Source organism: Streptomyces sp. NPDC090499 (assembly GCF_044769305.1).
Lineage (GTDB): Bacteria > Actinomycetota > Actinomycetes > Streptomycetales > Streptomycetaceae > Streptomyces.
The window spans coordinates 186,864-209,722 of record NZ_JBIVXP010000016.1 but is presented as its reverse complement, the minus strand read 5'-3'; the positions used below and the strand labels follow the sequence as shown (position 1 = coordinate 209,722).

Here is a 22,859-nt window from a genome sequence, read left to right as displayed (position 1 = left end):
GTAGGCGGCATGCAGGTCGCGGACCACCGGTACCCCGATGCGGCGCAGCGGGACGGCGGCGGATTCTGCCAGAGTGACCGCATATCTCCAGGCGGCCGACGGCGTCGCCACCCTCCGACTCAACCGCCCACCCAACGCGCTGGACATCGCCCCGCAGGACAGGCTGGGCGTGCTGGCCACCGAGTGCGCACGCCGGGATGACATACGTGCCGTCGTGCTCTGGGGCGGTGAGCGGGTGTTCGCAGCCGGCGCGGACGTCAAGGAAATGCGTCGCATTCGTCGACCTGATCACCGACACGGCCGCGAGCCTGCCTCCGCCGCCAGAGGAAGACGCACCCCTGGACGCGCCGGGCGACGGCCAGACTCTCTGACGGGTTACCGCGCCGGCGAAGCAGCCACGTGACACCGATCTCTCCGGAGAGATGCCTGTCCGGATACATGACGCATCATGTAGAGTGAATGACGCATCATGCAAATCGGGGCGCGAAGCCATGTGCGCGAGGAGCAAACCCATGAAGACCGTCGCCATCAACGAATTCGCCACGGCGCCCGTGCTTGGCGACGCTCCGGAGCCGACCCCCGGCCCCGGCCAGGTCCTGGTCCTCGTTCAGGCGTCGTCGGTGAACTGGCTCGACGCCGGCATCGCACAGGGCATGTTCCAGGACATGGTTCCCCACGAACTGCCGATCACCCTGGGCCGTGACTTCGCCGGGGTCGTCGACGCCGTCGGCCCCGGTGTCACCGGCGTCGGGACCGGCGACAGGGTCTTCGGCGAAGTCCCGATGGGAGCACCCGTCCGCGACGGCGCCTGGGCCGAACTCATCGTGATCGGCGAGGACATACTCACCCGCACACCGGACGGGACCGACACCGCGACCGCCGGCGCCGTCGGCCTGGCCGCCACCACCGCCGTCATGACCGTCGACGCGCTGGGACTGCGCCCCGGGCAGACCGTCGTGGTGATCGGCGCCACGGGCGGTGTCGGGAGCATCGTGGTGCAACTGGCACGGGCGGCGGGCGCCACCGTCCTGGCCCCGGGCCGACCCGAGGACGAGGAGTACCTCCGCGGTCTGGGGGTGAGCGAGGTCCTGGACGGGGACATCGCCGCGGCGGTGTCCGGGTCGTACCCCGAGGGGGTCGACGCGCTCGTCGACGCCGTCACCTCCTACCGGCCCACCCCGTACGCGGAAGTCGTCAAGGACGGCGGACGTATCGCCTCCCCCACCGGCGCCGCCGGCGAGGGCCCCGGCCGCACCGACGTCATGCACGCCCCGACCGCCGACATCCTGCAGCGCGTCGCGCGCCACCTCGCCGACGGCACGATCACCGTCACCATCCATCAGACCTACGACCTGGCCCAGGTGGCCGAGGCGCTGCAGGCCCTCATCGCCGGACACATCCGCGGCAAGATCGCCTTGCGCGTCGCCTGATCCCGCGGACGACCACCCCTGATCGCGGCCCCGTGCCGCCCTCCACCGCCCGAGAAACGAACGGAATCAAGAATGAACATCGTCGCTGACGTCCTGAGCATCCTGCTGGCCCTCGCCGTGGCGGGTGCGGGCTTCCCGAAGCTGTTGAACAAGGGCAGCACGCCCGCTCAACTGCGTGAGCACCTGAAGGTGAGAGCCGGCCTGGTGCCCGTCATCGGTCTTGCCGAGGTCGCTGCCGCCGTCGGCCTGATCACAGGTGTCTTCTGGCACCCCCTGGGCATCGCCGCGGCGGTCGGACTGGTCCTGGTCTTCGTCGGCGCCGTGGGATACCACGGGCGCGCTGGAGACTACAACGACCCGAAAGCCCGCGGAGGGGCGATGGGCCCGATCGTCCTGGGCCTGATATCGGCGGCCGCGATCGTCACTCTCGGCCTGTCGCTCTGAACGCGCCGCGGGATCGCGGCCGCCCACGACCACACCCAGGGGCCGGCGACGGCGTCCGAGCCGGCTGACAGCGCCTCGCACGGGCCGAGACACTGACTGTCTCACGCCCGGTCCGGCTGATCCCCGGTCCTCGGACCGAAGTACCGGTCAGGGTCCCAGGGAGCCGGACAGTGCGTCCGCGAGCCCAGAGATCATGATTTCGGCCGTCGCGGGCGTGAACCACCCCGGGTGAGGTGGAGACTCTGATGTGCCCTGGGTCGATGGAGTCGGGCTGCTGGAGAATGGACCCTTCAGCAGCGTCCGGAGGCTCTCATGCCCCGTAAGCCGTGTCCTGCGCTACGGCGCAGTCGTCTCCCCGGGGCGGCACCAGGGTGGAGATCTCAGACTCACAACCTGTCCGCCGCGCGCGTGCTCACGCGGCGAACTGTGACACCCGGGCGCCGGTGATCCAGCCGACGATGTGATCGGTGTCCGTTTGGGCCATGGCCACGTCGGCCACTTTGCTGCCGCGGTTGAGGACGACGACGCGGTCCGCGACGTCCTCGCACAGCGGCAGGTTGTGGGTGACCAGCACGATAGCGATGCCCTGGTCGGCCATCCGCCGGATGAGGGCCTCCACCTGCTTGGTCTGTTCGTAGCCGAGGGCGGCGGTGGGTTCGTCGAGCAGAAGGACGCCGTTGGTCTCCCCGGAGACCCGGATCGCGCTGCGGGCCAGGGCGACGACCTGGCGCTGACCGCCGGAGAGCATCTCGACGGGGCGCGTCATGGGAGCCGTACGGACGCCGAGCCGGTCCAGTTCCGCCTCCGAGCGCGCGCGCATCGCCTTGCGGTCGACGAACCCGAGCCATCCCAGCGGTCCTTTGCGCAGGACCTCCCTGCCGAGGTTGAGGTTGGTCGAGATGTCCTGGGGGTCCACGAGGGCCAGGTCCTGGTAGACCATCTGGACGCCGGCCGCCGCGGAGTCGCTGGGGGCATGGAACTCGACCTGCCTGCCGTGCACCCTGATGGTGCCCGCAGTCGGCCGGTGGGCGCCGGACATCACCTTCAGGAGCGTGGACTTGCCGGCGCCGTTGTCGCCCAGCAGGCCCACGACCTCCCCCGGCATGACGTGGAAGTCGATGCCGGCGAGGGCCCGGACGTAGCCGTAGTGCAGATCGATCCCGCTCAGTTCGAGCGCGGGGGTGTTGCCCGAGGGCTGGTCGTTCATGTCATACCTGCTTCTGGTGCGCGGACAGGTTGCCGGCGGCCATGAGCCGGTCGGACACGCTGCGCTGGATGAACCGTTCAAGGGCCAGGGAGGCAAGGAGCAGCGCACCGGTCAGGACCGTCGCCCCGTAGGGTTTGACACCGCGGATCGTCAGGCCGTTCGAGATCGTGGCGAGGATCAGGGCCCCCACGAGGACCCGGGGCAGGCTGCCGCGTCCGCCGCTGAGGGCGACACCGGCGAGCGCGACGGCGGTGAGCGCGGTGAAGATGATGCCGGGACTGGCCTCGGGCGTCGCCTCGGTGGTGGTCGCCGTGGTGACCAGGCCACCGAGAGCGGCACAGAGTCCGGAGATCACGAAGCCGAGCACTTTGTACCGGTTGCTCGGGATGCCCGAGCGGCGGACCGCCTCTGCGTTGCCGCCGACGGCCATGAGGCGGATGCCGTCACGGGTACGGGTGAGGAAGAGGGTTCCGACGAGGAACAGGACGGCGACGATGTAGACGGGGGCAGGGATCCCGGCGTAGCGGCGGGTGCCCATGAAGTCCAGGCCGTCCAGTCCGGGGAAGGTGTAGCCGCCCGCGATCATGGCCGCCAGGCCCGAGAGAACGGACAGGGTGCCGATCGTCACGATGATCGGGTTGAAGCCGCGCAGCGCGATCAGCCCGTTGGCCAGACCCACCACCACTCCGCACGCGAGTCCTGCCGTCAGGGAGAGCCAGGCCGGCTGGCCGTGCGTCATGAGCCAGCCGGTCACGCAGGACGCGATCGCCGCCGTGCCCGGCAGTGACAGGTCCAGGACCCCGGTCATGACGCCGACGGCGACACCGGCGGCGAAGATCGCGCTGATCGCCGCGGCGTTGGCGATCAGCAGGGCGTTGTCGACGGTGGCGAAGTAGGGCGCGCACCAGAAGGTGAACGCGAGGATGATCGCACCCCAGAGGACGAAGATGCCCCTGTCGCGTGCGAAGACGAGTACGGACACCGAGCGGGGTATGTCGTGCCCGGTGGGGACGGGGGCGTCCGCTGCCGTGGAATCCGCCGTGGTGGTCACGGTCGTGGCCGGGGTCGTCGCGGCCTGGTTCGTCCTGGTCGTCATCGTGGTGTCAGTCCTTAGCGGTGATGACCTTCTGCGGCACCGTGAGCTGCTCGCCGGTCTTCGTCGGGTCCGCGATCATCGCGGTCAGCTTGTCGAACGACTGGGTCATGTCGGCCTGGAACTGGAGGCTGACCGAGGCGTAGATCTTTCCGGCCTTCACGTCCTTCAGGACCTCGTCGTTGCCGCCCGACTCGACGACGCACGACAGCTTCTTGCCCGCGGCGGCGAAGGCGCCCACCGCGCCGAGCGTGGACTCGTCATTGGGGGCCAGGACGGCGTCGGCTTTCGGATTGCCCTGGAGGGCGTTGCCCACATCGGTCTGCGCCTTGGTCCGGTCGTTGCCCACGATCTCGGTCACGATCTCGGCGCCCGGAGCCGTGGCCTTCAGCGCGGCCTTCTCCGACTTCTCCGTCTCGGCCTTGCCGGCGCTGCCCGCCGCCGCGGTCATCCAGATGACCTTCGCCTTGCCGCCCAGCTGCTCGTTGACGCACTTGCCCAGGGCCTCGCCCTTGGCCTTGCCCAGCGCCGTGTAGTCGATCTCGTCGAAGGTGACACCGGCCTGCATGCCACTGAGGGCGTAGTCCTCCGGGGCTCCGTTGAGCAGCAGGGGGATGTGCTTCTTCTGCGCGGTCTTCACCAGGTCCTTGAGGGCGGACGGCTGGACGGCGATGACCCAGGCGCCGGCGGCACGGCCGGACTCGATCACGCTCTGGAGATCGGTCACCTGCGCCTGCGGATCGAGGTTCGGGTCCTGTACGAGGATCTTGTAGCCCTTGGCGGAGCCGTACTTCTGGACGCCCTCGGACAGGCCCTTCATCGCGGGGATCTTCAGGGCCAGCGGCGAGAAGGCGATCGTCTTCTTCGCGTCACCTCCCGCCGACCCCGAAGCGCCGGCCGGCTGGGTACCGCCGCCGCAGGCGGCCACGAGCCCGAGCAGACCGGTTGCGGCCACTGCCAGAGTTCTGCGGCGGATCCGCGGAGCGATCAGGAGGTGCGGTGTCACAGGTGTCTCCTTGCGGGCGCCGTCGGCGAGGGTGGTCGAGGGTGCGGAGCAGGCCCGGCGGGGGGCCGCTGATGTCCGATCCGGTCCGGGTGCAGCGTGCATGGGGAGCTCCGGAGGGAGGACGGCGCATTGTTACGCCGATGTTCCGAGCATCATGCGACCCGAAAACAGAGTGCGCTAGGTTTTAGGAAGGTGACCCAGATCACACCGCAGGCTCACTGGAAGCGGGCCCCATCACCGCGCCTCACGCACGTACGCACCAGCGACCGCCGACGAACACCCCCGGGGCGCACGTGGAAGGGACATGGGGCACTCACACACTCACGGAAGAGAGGCGCCAAGCTGCCCGCCCCACTCCCGCGCCCTCGCACGATGACGACGGCAGCCGGGGACCTCAGAACCGGCCGACGGCGACCAGGACCCGCCGCGCCCTATCGGCTCCGCAGCACCCGCGATGGTGTCCCGCCGACCGGCGCAACCGATCAGGCCGACGAGATCTGCAAATCATCGCGCGAATTGCCCACACGGCAGGCCCCGTCGAGGCTCACGAAGGCACGACCGGGGGTGATCGCTCAGCGGCCCGCAGGAGGAGGTACCGACGGCTCCGAAGCGGAGACGTCGGACCGTGATCGGCTGCACCACGACGGGGACACGACCGCGCCCGCCCCCTGGAGCCTCAGGGACGCCGACTCACAGGCCACTGCCGTCAGGAGTAATGGTGCGGGCCATGCGGTCGGCGTGCAGGCGGACCGCCCCGGTCAGATCGAGCGCACCCCTGGAGATCACCCACTGGAGTTGCAGGCCGTCACTGACGGCGATGCACTCGCGGGCGAGAGCTTCGCAGTCAGTGCCCGCGCGGACGGTGCCGTTGTCGACGCCGAGCCGCAGCTGCCGCGCCAGTTCGTCGACGGCGCGCTCGTAGCGCTCGGCGAACAGGGCGTGCGCGGGACTGTCCGCGTCGGCCGCCTCCGCGGAGGTCAGAACGAAGAGCTCGATCAGGCCGGGCTCGGAGAGGTGCCGCTCCGTCGCCATCACCATGGCGCGCAGTACGTCTGTACCGACCGTCTCCCGGGGGAGGCTGGCCCACCATTCGTCCTCGGAGGTGAAACGGTGCTCCATCACGGCCAGGAGGAGGTGCTTCTTGGACCGGAAGTGATGCAGCAGGCCCCCCTCGGTGATGCCGACGTCCTCGGCGATACGGGTGAGCGGGGTCCGGTGGTAGCCCTCCTGCGCAAAGCGTTGAGCGGCCGCCTCCACGATCTTCGCGCGGCGGGCCAAGCCCACCGCGTAACTCCCGCGAGGTCCTCGGATGCTCCTGGTCATGCAGGCCACCGTAACCAATCCCACCGCCCGGCCAGCGGGCCGGTGCATCAACGCTACTGGGCTGTGATCCGCGTCACTCACCAAAAACCTAGCACACTCGGTTTTTGCGTCGCATGATGCTCGGGGCACCGGCGCGACCAGGCGTCGATCTCCTTCCGGAGCCCCGGTGCCCCCCGGCGGACCAGCCGCCGACCGATCTCGCCGACGGCGCCCGACCGGCGGCGTCGAGCACTTCGGCACCGCGGCCTCGGCGCCGCCTGCTGCTCGGTCGGCACCCCATCCGCTTCGTCCTCGCGCCGGGGCTTCCCGCCACCGGGCTCCGGACCGCACCGACCTGGGAGTTACGCGTGACCTCCGCCAGCCCCACCCATCTGCGTGCCGAGCACCTCGATCGCCCCCTGGGCACACATGTGGCCGCTCCGCGCCTGTCCTGGAGACTGCCGGGCCGCGCCTCGGGACAGACCGCCTACCGGATCCAGGCGGACGGCTGGGACTCGGGACGAGTGGAGTCCACGGACAACACCTTCCTGCGCCACGGCGGCCCCGCACCCGGGTCCCGTACCCGTACGCACTGGCGGGTGAAGGTCTGGACCGACCTGGGCGAGAGCGACTGGTCCGAGCCCTCCTGGTGGGAGACCGGTCTGTTGAACGCCGGTGACTGGCAGGCCCGTTGGATCGAACCCGCCGAGACCGACCCCGCTCCTCCCGGCCACCGCCCGGCCCACCTGCTGCGCCACACCTTCCCCCTCACCCGCCCGGTCTCCCGAGCCCGCCTGTACGCCACCGCCCACGGCCTGTACGAGCTGTTCGTCAACGGGCAGCGCATCGGCGACGCCGAACTCACCCCCGGTTTCACCGCCTACCGCACCCACCTCCAGGTACAGACCTACGACATCACCGACCTGCTCACCGTCGGGGACAACGCCATGGGCACCGTCCTGTCCGACGGCTGGTTCCGCGGCCGGCACGGCTTCGTACGCGCGGCCGACGGCTTCGGCACCCGCACCGCGCTTCTCGCCCAGCTGGTCGTCGACCACCCGGACGGCACGACCACGATCCTCGGCACCGGCCCAGGCTGGCGCAGCCTTCCGGGCCCCATCACCGCCGCCGACCTCATGGACGGCCAGGAGACCGACCTGCGGTTGCACGACCCCGCATGGTCGACGCCCGCCTGCGACGACTCGGACTGGGACAAGGCCGAACCGGTGGGCGGCAGCCTCTACGACGACTTCTCCCGCCTCACTTCCAGTCCCGCCCCGCCGGTGCGGCGCATCGAGGAGCTCCGCCCTGTCTCCGTCACCGCACAGGGCCCACGACGCCACCTCGTCGACCTCGGCCAGAACATCAACGGCTGGGTCCGCCTCAACGACCTCGGCCCGGCCGACACCCGTCTCGTGCTGACCCACGGCGAAGCCCTCACCCCCGACGGCGAGCTGACCACCGAGAACATCCGGGCCTTCGACTTCGCCACCGGCCGTCGCCTCCCGGCCGGCCAGACCGACCGCGTCATCTCGGCCGGCCACCCCGGCGGCACCTTCGAGCCCCGCCACACCACCCACGGCTTCCGCTACGCACTGGTCGAAGGCCACCCCGGCGAACTGTCACCCGACGACGTCCGGGGCGTCGTCGTACACACCGACCTGACCCGCAGCGGCTGGTTCACCTGCAGCGACGACCGGGTCAACCGCCTGCACGACGCGGCCGTCTGGAGCCTGCGCGGCAATGCCTGCGACGTTCCGACCGACTGCCCGCAACGAGAACGCGCCGCCTGGACCGGAGACTGGCAGATCTTCGTCCCCACCGCCGCCTACCTCTACGACGTCGCCGGCTTCACCGCCAAATGGCTGCGCGACCTCTCCGCCGACCAGTGGTCCGACGGCGTCGTCCCCAACTTCGTCCCCGACCCGGCCGCCGAGCCCGAACGCCGCCGCTCCGCCGAGGGCCCACTGACCGGTTCGGCGGGCTGGGGCGACGCCGCCGTCATCGTCCCCTGGGAGATCTGGCGGGCGTACGGCGACCTCGATCTGCTGCGCGAGCAGTACCCCTCGATGTGTGCCTGGGTCGACCACGCCGCCGACCAGGCCCGCACCCGGCGCCACCCCGACCGCGCCGCACGACGCCAACACCCCGCGCCGCACGAGGAGTTCCTGTGGGACAGCGGCTTCCACTTCGGTGAGTGGCTCGAACCCGGCGTCGCCCCCGACCTCGACCCCACCCGCGATCACAGCGACGTGGCCACCGCCTACCTGCACCGCTCGGCGGACCTGCTCTCCCGCATCGCCCGCCTCCTGGGGCACGACCAGGACCACACCACCTACCGGCGCATCGCCGACGGCGCCCGCACCGCCTGGCAGCGGGAGTTCATCGGCGACGACGGCAGCATCAGGCCCGGCACACAGGCCACCCTGGTCCGCGCCCTCGCCTTCGGCCTGGTGCCCGAGCACCTGCGGGAACAGACCGCGAACCGGCTGGCCACCCTGGTCCGAAGCGCGGGCACGCACCTGGGCACCGGCTTCCTCGCCACCGCGCTCCTGCTGCCCGTACTCGCCGACCACGGCCACCCCGACCTCGCCTACCAGTTGCTGCTGCAGCGCTCCGCCCCCTCCTGGCTCGCCATGATCGACCAGGGTGCGACCACCATCTGGGAGGACTGGCAGGGCACCGATGAACACGGCATGCCCACGATGTCCCACAACCACTACAGCAAAGGCGCCGTCGTCTCGTTCCTCCACCAGTACACCGCCGGCATCCGCCCCAGCGAGGAGCCCGGCACCGGCACCGCCGGGTATCGCCGCTTCGTCATCGCCCCGCTCCCCGGCGGCGGCCTCACCTCCGCGACCGCGCGGCACGACTCCCTTCACGGTCCCATCCACTCACGATGGACCCACGAGGGCGACACCTTCACCCTCACCGTCACCGTCCCGCCGGGCACCCGGGCGGCCGTGCACCTTCCGGACGGCGCCCGCCACGCCGCAGGCCCGGGCACTCACACCTACCGCTCCCACATCCCGGTCGACTTCCCCGCTGGATGAGAGCAGTACTGCTCGGTCCGGATCACCGCGAAGGAGAGTCGCCGATCAGCCGGTTACTTCGAGTGCTCCCCCCTGGTGAGCATTCCCACGCTGACCCAGCCCCAGTAGACGCGGTGGTGGGCGATGAGCCCGTCGCGGATCTCCCCGGGTCGCCGGGGCCAGCTGCGCGAGGGCTTCGATGACGGCGGCCACCGGCGGCCCGGCCACGGCGCGGCGCGGCGCGGGAACCGAAGCCGGAGCCTTGAGGTGAAACGCTTCAAGAGGCGAAGGTAGATCAAACACGGGCCGGAGCCCAGGACCCCGGCCACCCAGGCCACCCAGGCCAATGCGACAGAAGGCCGACCGCGCGGGCCATCTCTCAATCAAGTCAGGTCCGCAAGACGGTACTTCGATGGACAGTAACCTGAAAGGGTGACGTACTTCACACGTCACACGGATGGCGAACGCAGGGCCCTCTACCTCAACATCTCCTGAAATCCACCACGACACAGGAAATGCTTCACGCATCGGCTTTGAATCGATTCACTACGGCCTCGCCTTTCCCAGCACCACGAGTGCCTCCCCGGACATGGCGCAGGCCGATGGGGCACCCCACTCATCCGGTGGTGGAGCCGCACCCCCGGCGTCCCCGTTCTCCCGCGCCCGAGTGGCGTCCGCTCCCACCCGCGCACTGAAGCGACGAATCACCCGGTGACCATCCGCACGGCCCCGTCAAGGAGTTCACACATGACGTCCAATCCCCGGGAAACTTCTCGCAGAGCTGTCCTGGCGGCCGGCACGGCCCTCGCCGCAGCAGGTGCCGTCGGTGCCGCGTCGTCACCCGCGGCGGCCGCGCACGGCGAGGTCCCCGTCGGCACCCCGCTCACCGGCACGCTGGCGATACCGGGCTCCGCGCGGCGACCGACCTTCCGGTACTGGTGGCCCGGCGCCGGCGTGACGCCGCAACAGATCACCAGAGAGGTCAACGCGATGGCCGACGCCGGCTTCGGGGGCTTCGAGATCGCCGACGTCCGCAACACCGAGACCGAGCCGATGCCGGTGCGTTCCTACGGATGGGGCAGCCCCGCGTGGAAGGAAGGCGTCATCGCGGCTCTGCGTGCCGCGAAGGCGCGCCGGCTGCGGGCGGACCTCACCATCGGACCGTACTGGCCCGCCGTCGCCGCGGGCATTCACCCCGACGACGACGCGGCCATGAAGGAACTCACCTACGGTCAGGCCGTCGTGGCCGGCGGCGGCACCTTCGACTCGGCTGTGCCCGCACCCCACTCGGCTCCGAGCGGCGTCAAGGACGGCCTTCCGGAGGTCACCGTCACCCCGGTGCTGGAGGCCGTGCATGCCGCCAAGGTGGTGGGCAGCACAACCGCCTCTCCCCTCGTGATCGAGGAGGCCTCACTGACCGACATCTCCCCCGAGGTGAACGCCGGTCGGCTGCGCTGGACCGCGCCCGCGGGCGGAGAGTGGGTGATCATCGCGAGTTACTCACGCGGCACGGGCATGATCGAGCGGCAGGTCTACTACGAGGGCTACTTCTACTCGTTCACCGACCCCGGGGCCTACGTCGTGGACCATTTCGGTGCCCCGGGCAGCCAGGCCGTCATCGACTGGTGGAACCGGGACCTCCTCACCCCGCAGATGCGTTCCCTGCTGCACGATGTGGGCGGCGACTTCTTCGAGGACTCCCTGGAGTTCCTCACCGAACTGCACTGGACGCCGAGGATGCCGCAGGAGTTCGCCGCCAGGCGGGGCTACCGGCTCAAGCCGTACCTGCCCCTGGTCCACGGGCAGTCCAAGGCCGTCTACGTCTTCGAGAACGCGGCGACGAGCGAACGGGTGCGCTGGGACTACTTCCAGTCGCTCAGCGATCTGTACGTCGACCACCACATCACCCCGCTGAACGGCTGGGCTTCCACCCTGGGCATGAGCTTGCGCGCCCAGCCGTACGGAGCCCCTCTGGACTCGGCCCTGGTGGCGGCCACGGCCGGTGCGCCCGAGGGCGAGTCCCTCGCCTTCGGCGCCGAACCGGATTCGTTCCGGATACTGGCGGCCGGTCGCGATCTGGGCCGGCACAGCAGGGTGCTCTCCAGCGAGATGGGCGCCGTCCTCAACGGCGCGTACCGCCTCAGCCTCGCCGACCTGGTGACCACCGCCAACCCCGGCTACGCGCTCGGCGTCAACCAGGTACGTATCCACGGGTTCCCCTATGCGTCCTCACCGGCCGGCCAGTGGCCGGGCTTCTACCCGTGGGCGCCGCTGGGCGCGCCCATCAACTTCGCCGAGTGCTGGGGCCCGCGCCAGCCTCAGTGGCGACACATCGACGGCGCTTCCGGCTACCTGGCCCGCGTCCACGAGGTGCTGCAGTCGGGCACCGGAAAGGTCGACGTCGCCGTTTACCGGGAGGAGTTCGACTCCGCGAGCGAGCAGTTCGACGGAGCGGCGCTGAGCGACGCGGGCTACTCCTATCAGCTCGTGAGCTGGGGCCTGCTCCGACTGCCGGCGGCAGGTGTCAGTGCCGGCCGCCTCGATGCCAAGGGCGTCGGGTACAAGGCTCTGATCGTGCCCGAGCTGGCGACGATGCTGCTCGACAGCGCGGAGAGGATCCTCGCCTTCGCGCGAGCGGGCCTGCCCGTCATCCTGGTGGGCGACCTGCCCACCGCGGCCACGGGCTTCCTCGATGCTGCCCGGCAGGACACGGAACTGAACCGGGTCCTGCGGGAGTTGAGCCGCAACGGTCAGGTCACCCGCGTCACCGCGCCCGCCGGCATTCCGACAGCCCTGAAACGGCAGGACGTCATGGGCTCCGCCGTGCCCGACGGGATCACAGGCCTGCTGCACGTGCGCCGCGTCGACCGCGACACCGACCACTACTTCCTCCTCAACACCACCACGAGCGCCGTCAAGGGCACGGTGAGTCTGGAGGGCGACGGCCGTCCCTACCGCATCGACCCATGGACCGGAGCGGTCACTCCCCTGGCGGTCTACGACTCCCGGCAGCGGGGCAGAGTGACCGTGCAGGTCGCCGCCGCCGCCGGTGAGGCGGTGGTGCTCGCTCTGTCGAGCGCGCGGGACTTCGGTTGTCACAGCCCCGCGCTCCACGCCGTCACCGCCGACACCGACGTACGCCACACCTCCGGTGGCCTGGTCGCGCGTACGACGACACCAGGCACGTACACCGCACGACTGAGTGACGGCCGATCGGCGACCGCCCGGGTCAAGGCCGTACCGAAGGCACTCACGCTGTCGTCGTGGACGCTGCGCGTCGAGGTCTGGCGCCCGGCTCACCCGGGCGAGACCGGAAGCGCCGCGACCGGCACCGTCGCGACGGTGCACACCCTGTCCCTGTCGAAGCTCACCTCCTGGCAGCGCATCGACGGCCTGGAGGATGTCTCCGGCATCGGAATCTACACCGCGAGCTTCGCCCTGCCCTCCGACTACGCGTCCGCCGCCGGAGCGCAGCTCGGTCTCGGCGGAATCGGCGCCGGCAGCGTCCATGTGCGGGTCAACGGCCACGACCTCCCACCGGTGAACCAGGTCGATCCCGTCGTCGACCTCGGCACCCGGCTGCGGCCCGGCTCCAACACCCTCGTGGTCACCGTCGCGACCACGCTCCTGAACCGCCTGAAGGTGACCCGCCCCACCGTCTACACCCAGCCGAAGCAGGACTACGGCCTGCTCGGCCCGGTCACCATCACACCGTACGCGGAGGCCGCTCTGGCATAGACACGGCTGCCCTTTGCGCCGCGGCCGGGGCTTGACCGGCCGCGGCGTGGCGGCGGGCGACGAACGGGACTGTGGACCTCGAGAGACGCAGGCCGAACACACAGCCCGTGAAGAGTGCCCCGTACTCGTACTGGTCGTGGTCGATCACACGGTTGCCGGCGGCCAGGGTGCGGAGTTCCCGTTGCCGACGAGACGGACGTCGACGAGCCGCATCCGCCCACGGACAGAACGGTTGCCCGTGAAACACCTGCGGCGTCCGGCCCCCGGCGGCTTTCACTCCTCGTCGGTGCAGGTGTCCTCGGTGTTTTCCGGCTTTTCGAGATTGGCCAGGAGCGCGGCGGAGATCTCAGCCAGCTGATCCAGATGCCGCGGGCTGAGGCCGTCGATGAACAGCCGGCGCACATGGTCGCTGTGACGCGGGGCCGCCTCGTCGAGCACCTCCCGACCCGTCTGCGTGAGCGTGACATAGATCGCCCGCCCCTCACCGCTGTGACGTTCGACAAGGCCACGTTTGGACATGCGGGTGAGCTGGTGATGCATGCGGCTCTTCTCCCAGCCCATCATCGCGCCGAGGTGGTAGGCACGAAGGCGGCCGTCGTCGGCACCGGAGAGCACGGTGAGCACGGTGTAGTCCGCGGTCGACAGCCCGCTGCATGCCTGCAACTGCTGCTCGATACGCCCGCGCAGTACTTCCTGCATCCGGAAGAACGTCTGCCAGGCGTGCACCTCACGCGCGCTGAGTCCCTGCTGTCCCTGTTGTCGCTGCGGCTCCTGTGTCACGACACCAGCATATCGCCGGGTTGACGTATCACCTCACGAGCTCTACGTTTGGGGTGACACATCAACTCGATGGGGTGTGGAGGCACACCATGCACACCCAGGAACACACCGCGCGCCGAACCGTCGCCCGGGTTCATAACAAGCTGCACCTGGGCCCGGACGCCCAGGTCGACGACAAGAGCATGTGGTTCACGCCGCAGGTACCGGCGCTGACCGACCCGTTCCTCGCCCTGGCCGACGATCTGTTCTCGATGCCCGGTTTCGAGTGGCACCCGCACCGGGGTCTGGAGACCGTCACCCTGGTACTGGACGGGGTTCTGGAGCACGGTGACAGCATCGGCAACGCCGGCACGCTGGCCACCGGAGACATCCAGTGGATGACCGCCGGCCGCGGGATCATCCACCGCGAACTCGCCTTCCGGAACGAGCGCGCCCACGTACTGCAACTGTGGGTGAACCTGCCGGCCGAGAAGAAGATGGTCGACACCCGTTACCAGGACCTCCTCGCCGCCAACCGGCCGGTCGTCGATCGCGACGGGGCCCGCATCGACATCGTCTCCGGCACCGCCGGGGGTCTCACCGGCCCGGCGCTCACCCACTGGCCGATCTCCGGTTCAGTGATCACTCTCGAGCCCGGCCGCAGCCTCGACCACGTCCTGCCCGGCCGCGACCGGGCCTTCTTCACCGTGCTCTCCGGCGCCGTCACCATCGCCGGACGCTCCGTGGCCGCGGGGCAGACCGCGTGGTCCGATCCCGTACCGGACACGGACCTGTCCGTCATCGGCCTGCGTACCGCCGACGGCGACGCCCCGAGCGTGATCATGACCTTCAGCGGCCCGCCCATCCGGCAGCCCGTCGCCCTGGGCGGCCCCATGGTCATGAACTCCCAGGCCGAGATCCACCAGGCCTTCCTCGACTTCCAGACCGGAAAGTTCGGCGCGATCCCGCGCCAGGCCCGGCTGCAGTACCGCTGACCGCGCCCCTCCCCTCCCCGATCAACAGCTCGCCGGCAACCCGACGCTCGGCGTGCCCCATCATCATGAACTGGAGTTTTCGATGACTCGGATCGGCATCATCCTCGGCACCACCCGTCCCCACCGCAACGGCGAACAGGTGGCCGCCTGGGTGCGCGGCATCGCCGCCCAGCGCGACGACGCCGACTACGAACTGGTGGATCTGCGCGACCACCCGCTTCCCCACCTCGACGAGGCACTGCCCGCCTCGATGGGCCAGTACCAGAACGAGCACACCCTGAAGTGGGCGAGGAAGATCGCGTCCTTCGACGGATACGTCATCGTCACCCCCGAGTACAACCACAGCATCCCCGGCGTACTCAAGAACGCCCTCGACTACCTGTACTCCGAGTGGCAGGACAAGGCCGTCGGATTCGTCTCGTACGGCGCTGCCGGCGGCGTCCGCGCCGCGGAACACCTGCGTCAGATCGCCGGGCAGCTGAAGCTGGCCGACGTCCGCCAGCAGGTCTCCCTGACCCTCGCCACCGACTTCGAGAACTACTCCGTCTTCGCGCCCGGCGACCACCAGGCGCCCCAGCTGAACAGGCTGTTCGACGAGGTCGTCGCCTGGAGCACCGCCCTCGCCGGCCTGCGCGACCCGGCCGTCACGACGGCCGCCTGACCATCGCCATCGCGCGTGGTTCAAGCATCAGCGCCAGCCCTGTCGCAAGAGACCGAGAACCAGACAGCGAGGAGACTTCGATGGACAACACAGCGGATGTGACCGAGCCCGCGCCCGGAGCCGGGCCGGCGGACACCGCGCCGGCCCCGTCAACCGCCGCGGGCCCCGCTGGTCGTGAGGTGCGGGCCACCAGCCGCCGCCACGTACTCGCAGGAGCCGCCGCCGTCGGCGCCGCGATAGGGGCCGGTGCCCTCGCGACATCCCCTGCGGCCGCGGCGGCCAAGGCCTCCGGGACCGCGCCGACCTCCTTCACGGCCGGCCGGCCCGTCCTCTTCCGCGGCGCCACCGTGATCACCATGGATCCGCGCCGCGGCGTGCTGCCCGACACCGACGTCCTGGTGCGGGGCACCACCATCGAGTCGGTGGGCAAGCGGCTGCCGACGCCGCCGCACGCCACCGTCATCGACGCCGCCGGAGCCCTGCTCCTGCCCGGCTTCGTCGACACCCACCGGCACATGTGGCAGTCCGCACTGCGCGGTGTGGGCGCGGAATGGACCCTGGGCAACTACTTCCAGTGGATCATCCAGAAGTGGGGGTACCTCTTCCGGCCGGAGGACATCTACGCGGCCAACTACATGAGCAAGGTCGAGGCCGTCAACGACGGGGTCACCACCGTCACGGACTGGTCCCACGGCGCACGCACCCCCGACCACGCCGACGCCGCCGTGGACGCGCTGTTCGCCGTTCCCGGACGCGCGCGCTTCGCTTACGGCAACGCCTTCGCCCCCGATTTCGGCTGGGTGGTCGACGGCCGCGTCGACCGGATGCTCAAGAAGCGGTTCAACGGCCGGGCCGACCAACTCATCACCATGCAGCTGGCGTTGGACATCAACGGCGACACCGACGACGCCCGCCGGGCCCTGAAGTTCGCCCGCGACCGCGACCTGCCGGTCACCACCCACGCCGGTCTCTTCGGGATCGTCGGAGACGACCAGATCAAGCTCCTCAAGGAAACCGGCTCGCTGTCACCGTCGTACACCCTCGTCCACGCCTCTTCTCTGGGCGACGACGCCTACCGGATCATCGCCGACAGCGGCGCCCAGATGTCCGTCTCCGCGGAGAGCGAACTCAACGCGGGGCAGGGCTACCCGGCCACCGCCAAGGCCCGGCAGTACGGCATCCCGATCTCACTGTCGATGGACACCGTGGTGTGGTGGAGCGGCGACATGTTCTCCGCCATGCGCGCCACCCTCAACGCCGACCGAGGACTGGCCCACCTGCGCTCCCAAGAAGCCGGCAAGGCGGTGGCCGACAACGCGCTTCGCACCCACGACGCGCTCGAGTACGCCACCCTGGGTGGCGCGCGGGCACTCGGCCTGGACCGCCTCATCGGCTCCATCACCCCGGGCAAACGGGCAGACCTCGTGATGCTGCGCACCGACGCCCCGGCCATGACCCCCATCAGCAACCCGGTCGCCCACGTCGTCTTCCAGGCCGGACGCGGCGACGTGGACACCGTGCTGGTCGACGGACGCGTCCTCAAGCACCGCGGCATCCTCGTCGACGTGGACCTGCCCCGCGCCCGCCGTCTCGTCGAGGAGTCCCTGCAGTACCTGCGCTCCAAGATCCCGGACCAGGACTGGGAGCAGGCACTGAACCCGCCGGCGGGCACCACCACACCCTAGGGTCCGTCTTCAAAGATCATTGAGTGGTGGATCGGGGTGGGGTGCTACGGCGTCACGAACTCACCGACCACGAGCGGGAGTTACTTGCACCACTGACACCGCGGCCCGCGACAGGCCTGCCTCGGGTGGAAGACCGGCAGGTCATCAACGGGATGTTCTACAAGATCCGGACCGGCATCCCGGATTCCCACGGGCGGCTCGATCGCCTCCGGCTCGGCCAAGGCGGCGCTCACGACGCTGGGCAAGTCCCTGACCGAGGAATTCGGTCCCCGAGGCGTCCGCGTGAACACCGTTTCCCCCGGATGCAGGGAATATCACCCGGCGCCGACCACGTTGCCGACGGTGGCGCGATCAAGACGGTCTGAACCGCAAGCAGGCCAGATCCCGCCGGACTGCTGGGTCGGCCACGAGAGTGCGCTTATCGATGAAGGATTGGACTGTCATGGATCTCAACCTCACCGGCAAGACCGCCGTCGTCACTGGTGCCAGCCAGGGTATCGGGCTGGCCACGGTGCGGACCTTGGTCGGGGAAGGTGTCCGGGTCGCGGGTGCCGCTCGTACCATCACGCCGGAGTTGCAGGAGACCGGCGCGTATACGGTGTCGGCTGACCTGAGCACCGCGGAAGGTGTCTCCGCCTTCATCGACAGCGCTCTGGCCGAACTGGGCGGCATCGACCTGCTGGTGAACAACGTGGGACGCAGCACCGACGACACGACCATAGCTTTCCCCGATATCGACGACACCGTGTGGACCGGCATGTTCGACATCAACGTGCTGAGTGCTGTCCGTGCCACTCGTGCGGCCCTGCCCAGCCTGACCGAGCGCAGGGGAGCGATCGTCAACATCTCGTCAATTGCCGCCCGGCTTCCCACGGGCGGCTCGATCGCCTACGCCGCGGCCAAGGCGGCGCTCACGGCGCTGGGCAAGTCCCTGGCCGAGGAATTCGGTCCCCGAGGCGTCCGTGTGAACACCGTTTCGCCCGGAGCGGTCCGCACCGCCATCTTCGAGGACCCCGACGGCCCGGTCGCCAAGGCGGCCGCCGCGGCCGGCATGAGTATTGCCGAATTGGTCCAACAGGTCCCTCAAATCCAGAACATCACGACCGGCCGCATGACCGAACCCGACGAAGTGGCCGCACTGATCGCGTTTCTCCTGTCCGATGTGGCCGGGAATATCACCGGCGCCGACTACGCCATCAACGGTGGCGCGATCAAGGCGGTCTGAACCGCAAGCAGGCCAGATCCCGGCCGAGCTGCCGCTCGGCCGGGTTCGCTGGTGCGCCGTAACTGTTCACATCGCGACGCGCCGGGATGGCGGGAGGCGTGACGTGGCAGGGGTTTTGTGGTGATCGTGGTGTGGTCCGGGTCTCAGGGAGATGTCGCGCGAGGAGGTGCTCGCGCTGGTGTCCGTCCAGGCGGGGACGATCGAGACGTTGGCCGCGCGGCGGTTGGGTCAGAACTCGCGGAACTCGTCGAAGCCGCCGTCCTCGGATGGCGCAGAGCAGGTGGCCCCGCGGAGGTCGTTGCGGCGCAAGACCGGCCGCAATCCAGGAAACAGCCCGGTGCGCCGCCAGGTCACCGATATCGCCCCGGCGAAGGCGAGGGTGACCAACGTGCCGGCCCCGGCCGGGCTCGCCGACGTCCCGGCTTCCTACGGGCCGAACCTGCGCATGTGTGAGTGGTCTACCTTAAAGATCGGGTGTCTGATCCACTTTCTGTGAGATCACTTCAAGCACGAATACGACTACGACCGTTGCAAACTGCCTACCGTTTTGGAGACGCTCATGAGTGAACACGCCGACCGGATCATCGCCGCCCTGCGCAGCGGGCACGACCACCTCGCCTCGCTGGCGCGCGGCCTGGGCCCCGACGACCTCACCCGGAGGTCCGGGGCGGCGGAGTGGGACGTGTCGCAGGTACTCAGCCACCTGGGCAGCGGTGCGGAGATCAGCCTGGCCGCCCTCGAAGGCGCTCTGGACGGCACCGGCAACAAGGGCATGGACTTCAACAAGTCGGTGTGGGCGCGCTGGGACGCGATGTCCCCCGGCGAGCGAGCCGAGAGTCTCGTGCCTGCCAGCGAGGCTCTGGTCACCCGCTACGAAAGCCTCGACGCGCGGACGCGCGAGGATCTGCGGATCGACCTGGGCTTCCTGCCGATGCCCGTGGATGTGGCCACGGCGGCGCGGATGCGGCTCAGCGAGTTCACCTTCCACACCTGGGACGTCGAGGTCGCCTTCGATCCCGCGGCCGTCCTGGCGCCCGCCGCGACCGGACTGCTGCTCGACCAGGTCGCCATGCTCATCGGCCACATGGGCAGGGCCGACGCCGTGAAGGGCCGTCCGGTCCGCCTCGTCGTACGGACCACCGCGCCCGAGATGTCCTTCGGGCTCGACCTTGGTGACGTGGTCACGCTCGGCGAGGAGCCGGCCGAACCCGACGCGGTGCTGAGCACGCCCGCCGAGTGGTGGCTGCGCCTCGCGACGGGCCGCCACGCGCCCGCGTACACGCCGGCCGGTGTGGCCCTCACCGGGGGCGCGCTGACACTGGACGACCTACGGCGCGTCTTCCCTGGGTTCTGACCCGAATCCCCCGGCAGGGGCTGCGATAGGTGGCTGAGGCGGCGACAGGCGCACTGCTCAAGACCCGGAAGTGCTGCGGGACATGGTCCCGCAGAGAACCGCAACGGGGGTCAGCCGTCACCGGCGGCCGGGTGGTCGGCCAGGCGCCACAGCAGGACGGTGAGAGCCGCGCGCTGGCGGCCGCCGGGGTGGGTGGGTCCGTAGCCGAGGTGGTGCGTGAGCCACACCAGTCGTTCCCTGAGAGTCGAGTGGTGGACGTGGAGAGTGGTTGCCGCCTGCCGCAGACTGGGCTGGTCGAGGACGGCCTGGAGGGTGTCGACGACCCAGTCGTGCGTCGAGCGGAGTTCCTCGAGCCGGACCACATCGGCGACGGTCGCGGCGTCGGCGGCGGTGAAGCGTTCCGCGATCGCCGCCGCGGCGCCGAGGTCCGGATAGGAGACGACCGAGGGCCCGGGGCCGTTGAGGCGATCGGTCGTCCGGAGAGCCACGATCGCCTGTTCAGCCGCGAGGGGCAGACTCATGGGGTCCTTCGTGCTCGATGTGCCCGCACGAAGTCCTTCCAGCCGGACGTCGGCTCCTGGTACCAGGGTGATGTGGTGCTCGCGCAGTCTGGTTCGCCAGGGACTGGGGAGTCGGTGGGAAGGACCCGCGATCACGGTGACCGTGCCGGTCAGTCCGAGTCGACGTGTCGCATCGCGCCGATCGGCCTCGGAGGCGTCCGGGCTGCAGGCGACCAGGACCTGTTCCGCCGTCGACCCGAGCCGGTCGTGACCGGAGAGGGCCGCGAGGCTGAGCGCCCATCGTTCCAGGATCAGCGAGTCCAGTGGCCGGGCGGCCCCGGGGCGTTCGAGCCACACCCCTGAACCCGAGTGCCCCCCGGCGAGGGGGGTCCGGGGCCACTCGTGGTGGCTGTCCTCGTCGAGCGCCCTGCCGTCGGCGGAGTACCGGCAGACCTTGCCGGTCTTCACATCGAGGAACCCGGCCGGGCAGCCCGCCAGCGCCGCGGCGGCTCGGACCGTGGCGGCTCTGGACACTCCCCCGTCGACCAGATGGTCGAAGTGAGCGATCACACGGAGCGCGCTCGCGGTGTCGTCGTCGACGACCTCCACCCGGGCGATCAACTCACGCATGGCCGCTCACCTCCTTGCCTTAACTCTCTCGTGTTCGTCCGGCGGCTGCCAGTGATGGTCACTTCTCGATCGCGCGGCGGATGAACTCGTCGCGCGCGGCGTTGCTGGCGCGGGCGATCGCCGCGTGGGGAGCCAGCACGTCGAAGGTATGGAAGGCGCCTCCCCACATGTGGAGGTCCACGCTGACTCCGGCCTCCGACAGACGCCGGGCGTACGTCAGCACCTCGTCGCGGAAGCCCTCGGCCGATCCGCAGTCGAGGTAGGTGCGCGGAAGGCCGGAAAGGTCGGTGGCACGCGCCGGAGCGGCGTACGAAGAGACGTCCGAGCCACCCCGTCGTTCGCCCAGCAGGGCCGTCCAGCCGAAGAGGTTGTCGTTGCGGTCCCAGACGGCCTCGCCGTCCAGCATCCGGCTGCTGTGGTTGTCGAGCCGGTCGTCGAGCATCGGGGCGCTCAGCACCTGGTGGCTCAGGCTCGGGAAGCCACGGTCGCGGGCGAGGAGCGCTGTGCCCGCGGCCAGGCCACCGCCCGCGCTGGGTCCGGCGATGATGAGCCGGTCGGCGTCGATGCCGAACTCGCCGGCGTGCCGCGCGGTCCACGCCAGACCCGCGTAACAGTCCTCCACCGGTGCGGGGTCGGGGTTTTCCGGTGCCAGGCGGTACTCCACGGAGACCACCACAGCCTTGCCTTCGGCCACGTACGGCAGGTAGGTCTCGATGGCGAACCTGCGGTTGCCGGTGACCATGCCACCGCCGTGGATGTAGTAGATGCCCGGCAGGCCGGTGGCGCCGGCGGCGGGGCTGAGGATCAACAGGGTGACGTCCGGAGCGCCCTCGGGCCCGGCGGCCTGCACCTCCGTGACCTTCACCGCCCCGCCCACCGTGAGGTCCGTCGGCTCCACGCCGGGCACGCCGCTTTCGATGGCCTCCCGAGTGGCGGCGAGCGTGTCGGTTGTCATCGGCAGGATCATCTCGCGCAGGGCGGCGGCCACGGGTGCCAGTTCCGGGTCGAAGGGCGGCCGGATCGGGGTGTCGGGAAAGATCGAGCTGGGCGCTGTGCTGCTCATCGTGCATCTCCTGATGTTTGGTCCTGGGGTTCAGTCTTCGGCGTGGGGTTGTCCCCGGACCATGTACGGGTGGCGGGAACATCGCCGATGTTCCCGCCATATGGTGGGGCGTTTCGGGAAGGCGACCAGAGTTGCGGCCTCAGCCACCTTCGGATGGGCGACGGGCACCGACTCGATCTCCGTTGCCGACAGGCGGTGGCCGGAGACGTTCATGACGTCGCCGACCAAGTACCAGCCGGGAAGGAGTGACCGGTTGGTGTCCTCGTACCGCCGGTCGCCGCCCCGGATGGTCCGGAGCATCGAGGGCTACGGCGGGGTCAGGACGCAACAGCCGCTCCTGCGCGTAGGGACAGGGCTGCCCGCTCACCGACCACGTCGGTGCTGACACACCGGGCACCGGACTCGTGGCCCCACCCGGTGCGGCAGCGGTGATGTCGGGCAACAGCGCGTTCAGGTGTGCGCCGATCCCGGGGACTCGCAGCCCCGAGAGGTCGTGCCGGGCAGGGTCCAACCCGTGGTGCTGCACGCCGAGTGGCGGGACAGGACCATCGGCTTCGTCTCCGCCTGCCGGAACGTCCACGAAGGTGGAACGGCGGACGTGGAGAGCGTCGGGGAACCGGCCCGGGCAACCCGGCAGTGCGGACCGCGGCGGCCTTGGCCCCTCCCCCATCGACCAGATGGGCGAAGTGAGCGATCGCGCGGAGTGCGCCGGCGGTGTCGTCGTCGACGACCTCC

General features: G+C 70.0%; 17 protein-coding genes and 2 pseudogenes. 12 read left to right on the top strand and 7 right to left on the bottom strand.

The annotated features are described in order from the left end of the window. Positions 1–37: 37 nt before the first annotated feature. The 3 genes and pseudogenes from ACIQVL_RS39870 to ACIQVL_RS39860 all read left to right on the top strand — a co-directional run. Positions 38–277: pseudogene (locus ACIQVL_RS39870) on the top strand (enoyl-CoA hydratase-related protein); the annotation flags it as partial. Between the two features lie 235 nt (positions 278–512). Beyond that, positions 513–1,430 (top strand): NADP-dependent oxidoreductase, encoded by a 918-nt coding sequence (locus tag ACIQVL_RS39865; RefSeq protein ID WP_403477861.1) that lies wholly within the window; start codon positions 513–515, stop codon positions 1,428–1,430. Positions 1,431–1,502: 72 nt separating this feature from the next. Next, the gene (locus ACIQVL_RS39860) at positions 1,503–1,874 is read left to right on the top strand and encodes a DoxX family protein (RefSeq protein ID WP_403477860.1); all 372 of its coding nucleotides are present in this window, start codon (positions 1,503–1,505) and stop codon (positions 1,872–1,874) included. A gap of 412 nt (positions 1,875–2,286) precedes the next feature. Here ACIQVL_RS39860 and ACIQVL_RS39855 read toward each other — a convergent pair whose 3' ends face one another. The 4 genes from ACIQVL_RS39855 to ACIQVL_RS39840 form a co-directional block, all read right to left on the bottom strand. Further along, a complete protein-coding gene (locus tag ACIQVL_RS39855) occupies positions 2,287–3,081 on the bottom strand; it encodes an ATP-binding cassette domain-containing protein (protein WP_403477859.1) in 795 nt (264 codons plus the stop codon). Position 3,082: 1 nt separating this feature from the next. Further along, complete coding sequence (locus ACIQVL_RS39850; protein ID WP_403477858.1) at positions 3,083–4,177, bottom strand: ABC transporter permease; 1,095 nt, start codon at positions 4,175–4,177, stop codon at positions 3,083–3,085. Between the two features lie 7 nt (positions 4,178–4,184). Beyond that, positions 4,185–5,180, bottom strand: coding sequence for a sugar ABC transporter substrate-binding protein (locus ACIQVL_RS39845; protein ID WP_403477857.1), 996 nt, complete (start codon positions 5,178–5,180; stop codon positions 4,185–4,187). 690 nt (positions 5,181–5,870) lie between these two features. After that, the gene (locus ACIQVL_RS39840) at positions 5,871–6,503 is read right to left on the bottom strand and encodes a TetR/AcrR family transcriptional regulator (RefSeq protein ID WP_403477856.1); all 633 of its coding nucleotides are present in this window, start codon (positions 6,501–6,503) and stop codon (positions 5,871–5,873) included. A gap of 347 nt (positions 6,504–6,850) precedes the next feature. On the opposite strand from ACIQVL_RS39840, the gene ACIQVL_RS39835 reads away from it, so the two are divergent. Beyond that, positions 6,851–9,535 carry a family 78 glycoside hydrolase catalytic domain gene (locus ACIQVL_RS39835; RefSeq protein WP_403477855.1) on the top strand — a complete coding sequence of 895 codons (2,685 nt, stop codon included), beginning with the start codon at positions 6,851–6,853 and terminating at the stop codon, positions 9,533–9,535. A gap of 726 nt (positions 9,536–10,261) precedes the next feature. After that, positions 10,262–13,252, top strand: a complete 2,991-nt coding sequence (locus tag ACIQVL_RS39830; RefSeq protein WP_403477854.1) for a glycosyl hydrolase — start codon at positions 10,262–10,264, stop codon at positions 13,250–13,252. Between the two features lie 273 nt (positions 13,253–13,525). Here ACIQVL_RS39830 and ACIQVL_RS39825 read toward each other — a convergent pair whose 3' ends face one another. Beyond that, entirely contained in the window at positions 13,526–14,032 is a 507-nt protein-coding gene (locus ACIQVL_RS39825; RefSeq protein ID WP_403477853.1) for a MarR family winged helix-turn-helix transcriptional regulator, read from the bottom strand. A gap of 89 nt (positions 14,033–14,121) precedes the next feature. Here ACIQVL_RS39825 and ACIQVL_RS39820 point away from each other — a divergent pair, with 89 nt between their 5' ends. The 7 genes and pseudogenes from ACIQVL_RS39820 to ACIQVL_RS39790 all read left to right on the top strand — a co-directional run bounded on the left by ACIQVL_RS39820 (position 14,122) and on the right by ACIQVL_RS39790 (position 19,931). Further along, positions 14,122–15,006 carry a pirin family protein gene (locus ACIQVL_RS39820; RefSeq protein WP_403477852.1) on the top strand — a complete coding sequence of 295 codons (885 nt, stop codon included), beginning with the start codon at positions 14,122–14,124 and terminating at the stop codon, positions 15,004–15,006. Positions 15,007–15,088: 82 nt separating this feature from the next. Next, complete coding sequence (locus ACIQVL_RS39815) at positions 15,089–15,667, top strand: NADPH-dependent FMN reductase (protein WP_403477851.1); 579 nt, start codon at positions 15,089–15,091, stop codon at positions 15,665–15,667. A gap of 80 nt (positions 15,668–15,747) precedes the next feature. Then, entirely contained in the window at positions 15,748–17,352 is a 1,605-nt protein-coding gene (locus tag ACIQVL_RS39810) for an amidohydrolase family protein (RefSeq protein WP_403477850.1), read from the top strand. Positions 17,353–17,532: 180 nt separating this feature from the next. Continuing rightward, positions 17,533–17,655: pseudogene (locus tag ACIQVL_RS39805) on the top strand (SDR family oxidoreductase); the annotation flags it as partial. A 139-nt stretch (positions 17,656–17,794) separates the two neighbouring features. Beyond that, positions 17,795–18,577 (top strand): SDR family oxidoreductase, encoded by a 783-nt coding sequence (locus ACIQVL_RS39800; protein WP_403477849.1) that lies wholly within the window; start codon positions 17,795–17,797, stop codon positions 18,575–18,577. Positions 18,578–18,728: 151 nt separating this feature from the next. Beyond that, complete coding sequence (locus ACIQVL_RS39795) at positions 18,729–19,073, top strand: DUF6444 domain-containing protein (RefSeq protein ID WP_403477848.1); 345 nt, start codon at positions 18,729–18,731, stop codon at positions 19,071–19,073. Positions 19,074–19,136: 63 nt separating this feature from the next. After that, positions 19,137–19,931 (top strand): maleylpyruvate isomerase family mycothiol-dependent enzyme, encoded by a 795-nt coding sequence (locus ACIQVL_RS39790; RefSeq protein ID WP_403477847.1) that lies wholly within the window; start codon positions 19,137–19,139, stop codon positions 19,929–19,931. 110 nt (positions 19,932–20,041) lie between these two features. On the opposite strand, the gene ACIQVL_RS39785 is transcribed toward ACIQVL_RS39790, so the two are convergent. Together ACIQVL_RS39785 and ACIQVL_RS39780 are read right to left on the bottom strand one after the other, a co-directional pair. Then, the gene (locus ACIQVL_RS39785; RefSeq protein ID WP_403477846.1) at positions 20,042–21,061 is read right to left on the bottom strand and encodes a helix-turn-helix domain-containing protein; all 1,020 of its coding nucleotides are present in this window, start codon (positions 21,059–21,061) and stop codon (positions 20,042–20,044) included. 58 nt (positions 21,062–21,119) lie between these two features. Then, on the bottom strand, positions 21,120–22,124 hold the full coding sequence (locus tag ACIQVL_RS39780) for an alpha/beta hydrolase (protein WP_403477845.1): 1,005 nt from the start codon (positions 22,122–22,124) through the stop codon (positions 21,120–21,122). Positions 22,125–22,859: the final 735 nt, after the last annotated feature.

Excerpts from the sequence above, each read along its gene's own strand:
- ACIQVL_RS39865 (WP_403477861.1), top strand. The coding sequence starts at position 513 with ATGAAGACCGTCGCCATCAACGAATTCGCCACGGCGCCCGTGCTTGGC.
- ACIQVL_RS39860 (WP_403477860.1), top strand. The coding sequence starts at position 1,503 with ATGAACATCGTCGCTGACGTCCTGAGCATCCTGCTGGCCCTCGCCGTG.
- ACIQVL_RS39855 (WP_403477859.1), bottom strand. The coding sequence starts at position 3,081 with ATGAACGACCAGCCCTCGGGCAACACCCCCGCGCTCGAACTGAGCGGG.
- ACIQVL_RS39850 (WP_403477858.1), bottom strand. The coding sequence starts at position 4,177 with ATGACGACCAGGACGAACCAGGCCGCGACGACCCCGGCCACGACCGTG.
- ACIQVL_RS39840 (WP_403477856.1), bottom strand. The coding sequence starts at position 6,503 with ATGACCAGGAGCATCCGAGGACCTCGCGGGAGTTACGCGGTGGGCTTG.
- ACIQVL_RS39830 (WP_403477854.1), top strand. The coding sequence starts at position 10,262 with ATGACGTCCAATCCCCGGGAAACTTCTCGCAGAGCTGTCCTGGCGGCC.
- ACIQVL_RS39820 (WP_403477852.1), top strand. The coding sequence starts at position 14,122 with ATGCACACCCAGGAACACACCGCGCGCCGAACCGTCGCCCGGGTTCAT.
- ACIQVL_RS39815 (WP_403477851.1), top strand. The coding sequence starts at position 15,089 with ATGACTCGGATCGGCATCATCCTCGGCACCACCCGTCCCCACCGCAAC.
- ACIQVL_RS39810 (WP_403477850.1), top strand. The coding sequence starts at position 15,748 with ATGGACAACACAGCGGATGTGACCGAGCCCGCGCCCGGAGCCGGGCCG.
- ACIQVL_RS39800 (WP_403477849.1), top strand. The coding sequence starts at position 17,795 with ATGGATCTCAACCTCACCGGCAAGACCGCCGTCGTCACTGGTGCCAGC.
- ACIQVL_RS39795 (WP_403477848.1), top strand. The coding sequence starts at position 18,729 with ATGTCGCGCGAGGAGGTGCTCGCGCTGGTGTCCGTCCAGGCGGGGACG.
- ACIQVL_RS39790 (WP_403477847.1), top strand. The coding sequence starts at position 19,137 with ATGAGTGAACACGCCGACCGGATCATCGCCGCCCTGCGCAGCGGGCAC.
- ACIQVL_RS39785 (WP_403477846.1), bottom strand. The coding sequence starts at position 21,061 with ATGCGTGAGTTGATCGCCCGGGTGGAGGTCGTCGACGACGACACCGCG.
- ACIQVL_RS39780 (WP_403477845.1), bottom strand. The coding sequence starts at position 22,124 with ATGAGCAGCACAGCGCCCAGCTCGATCTTTCCCGACACCCCGATCCGG.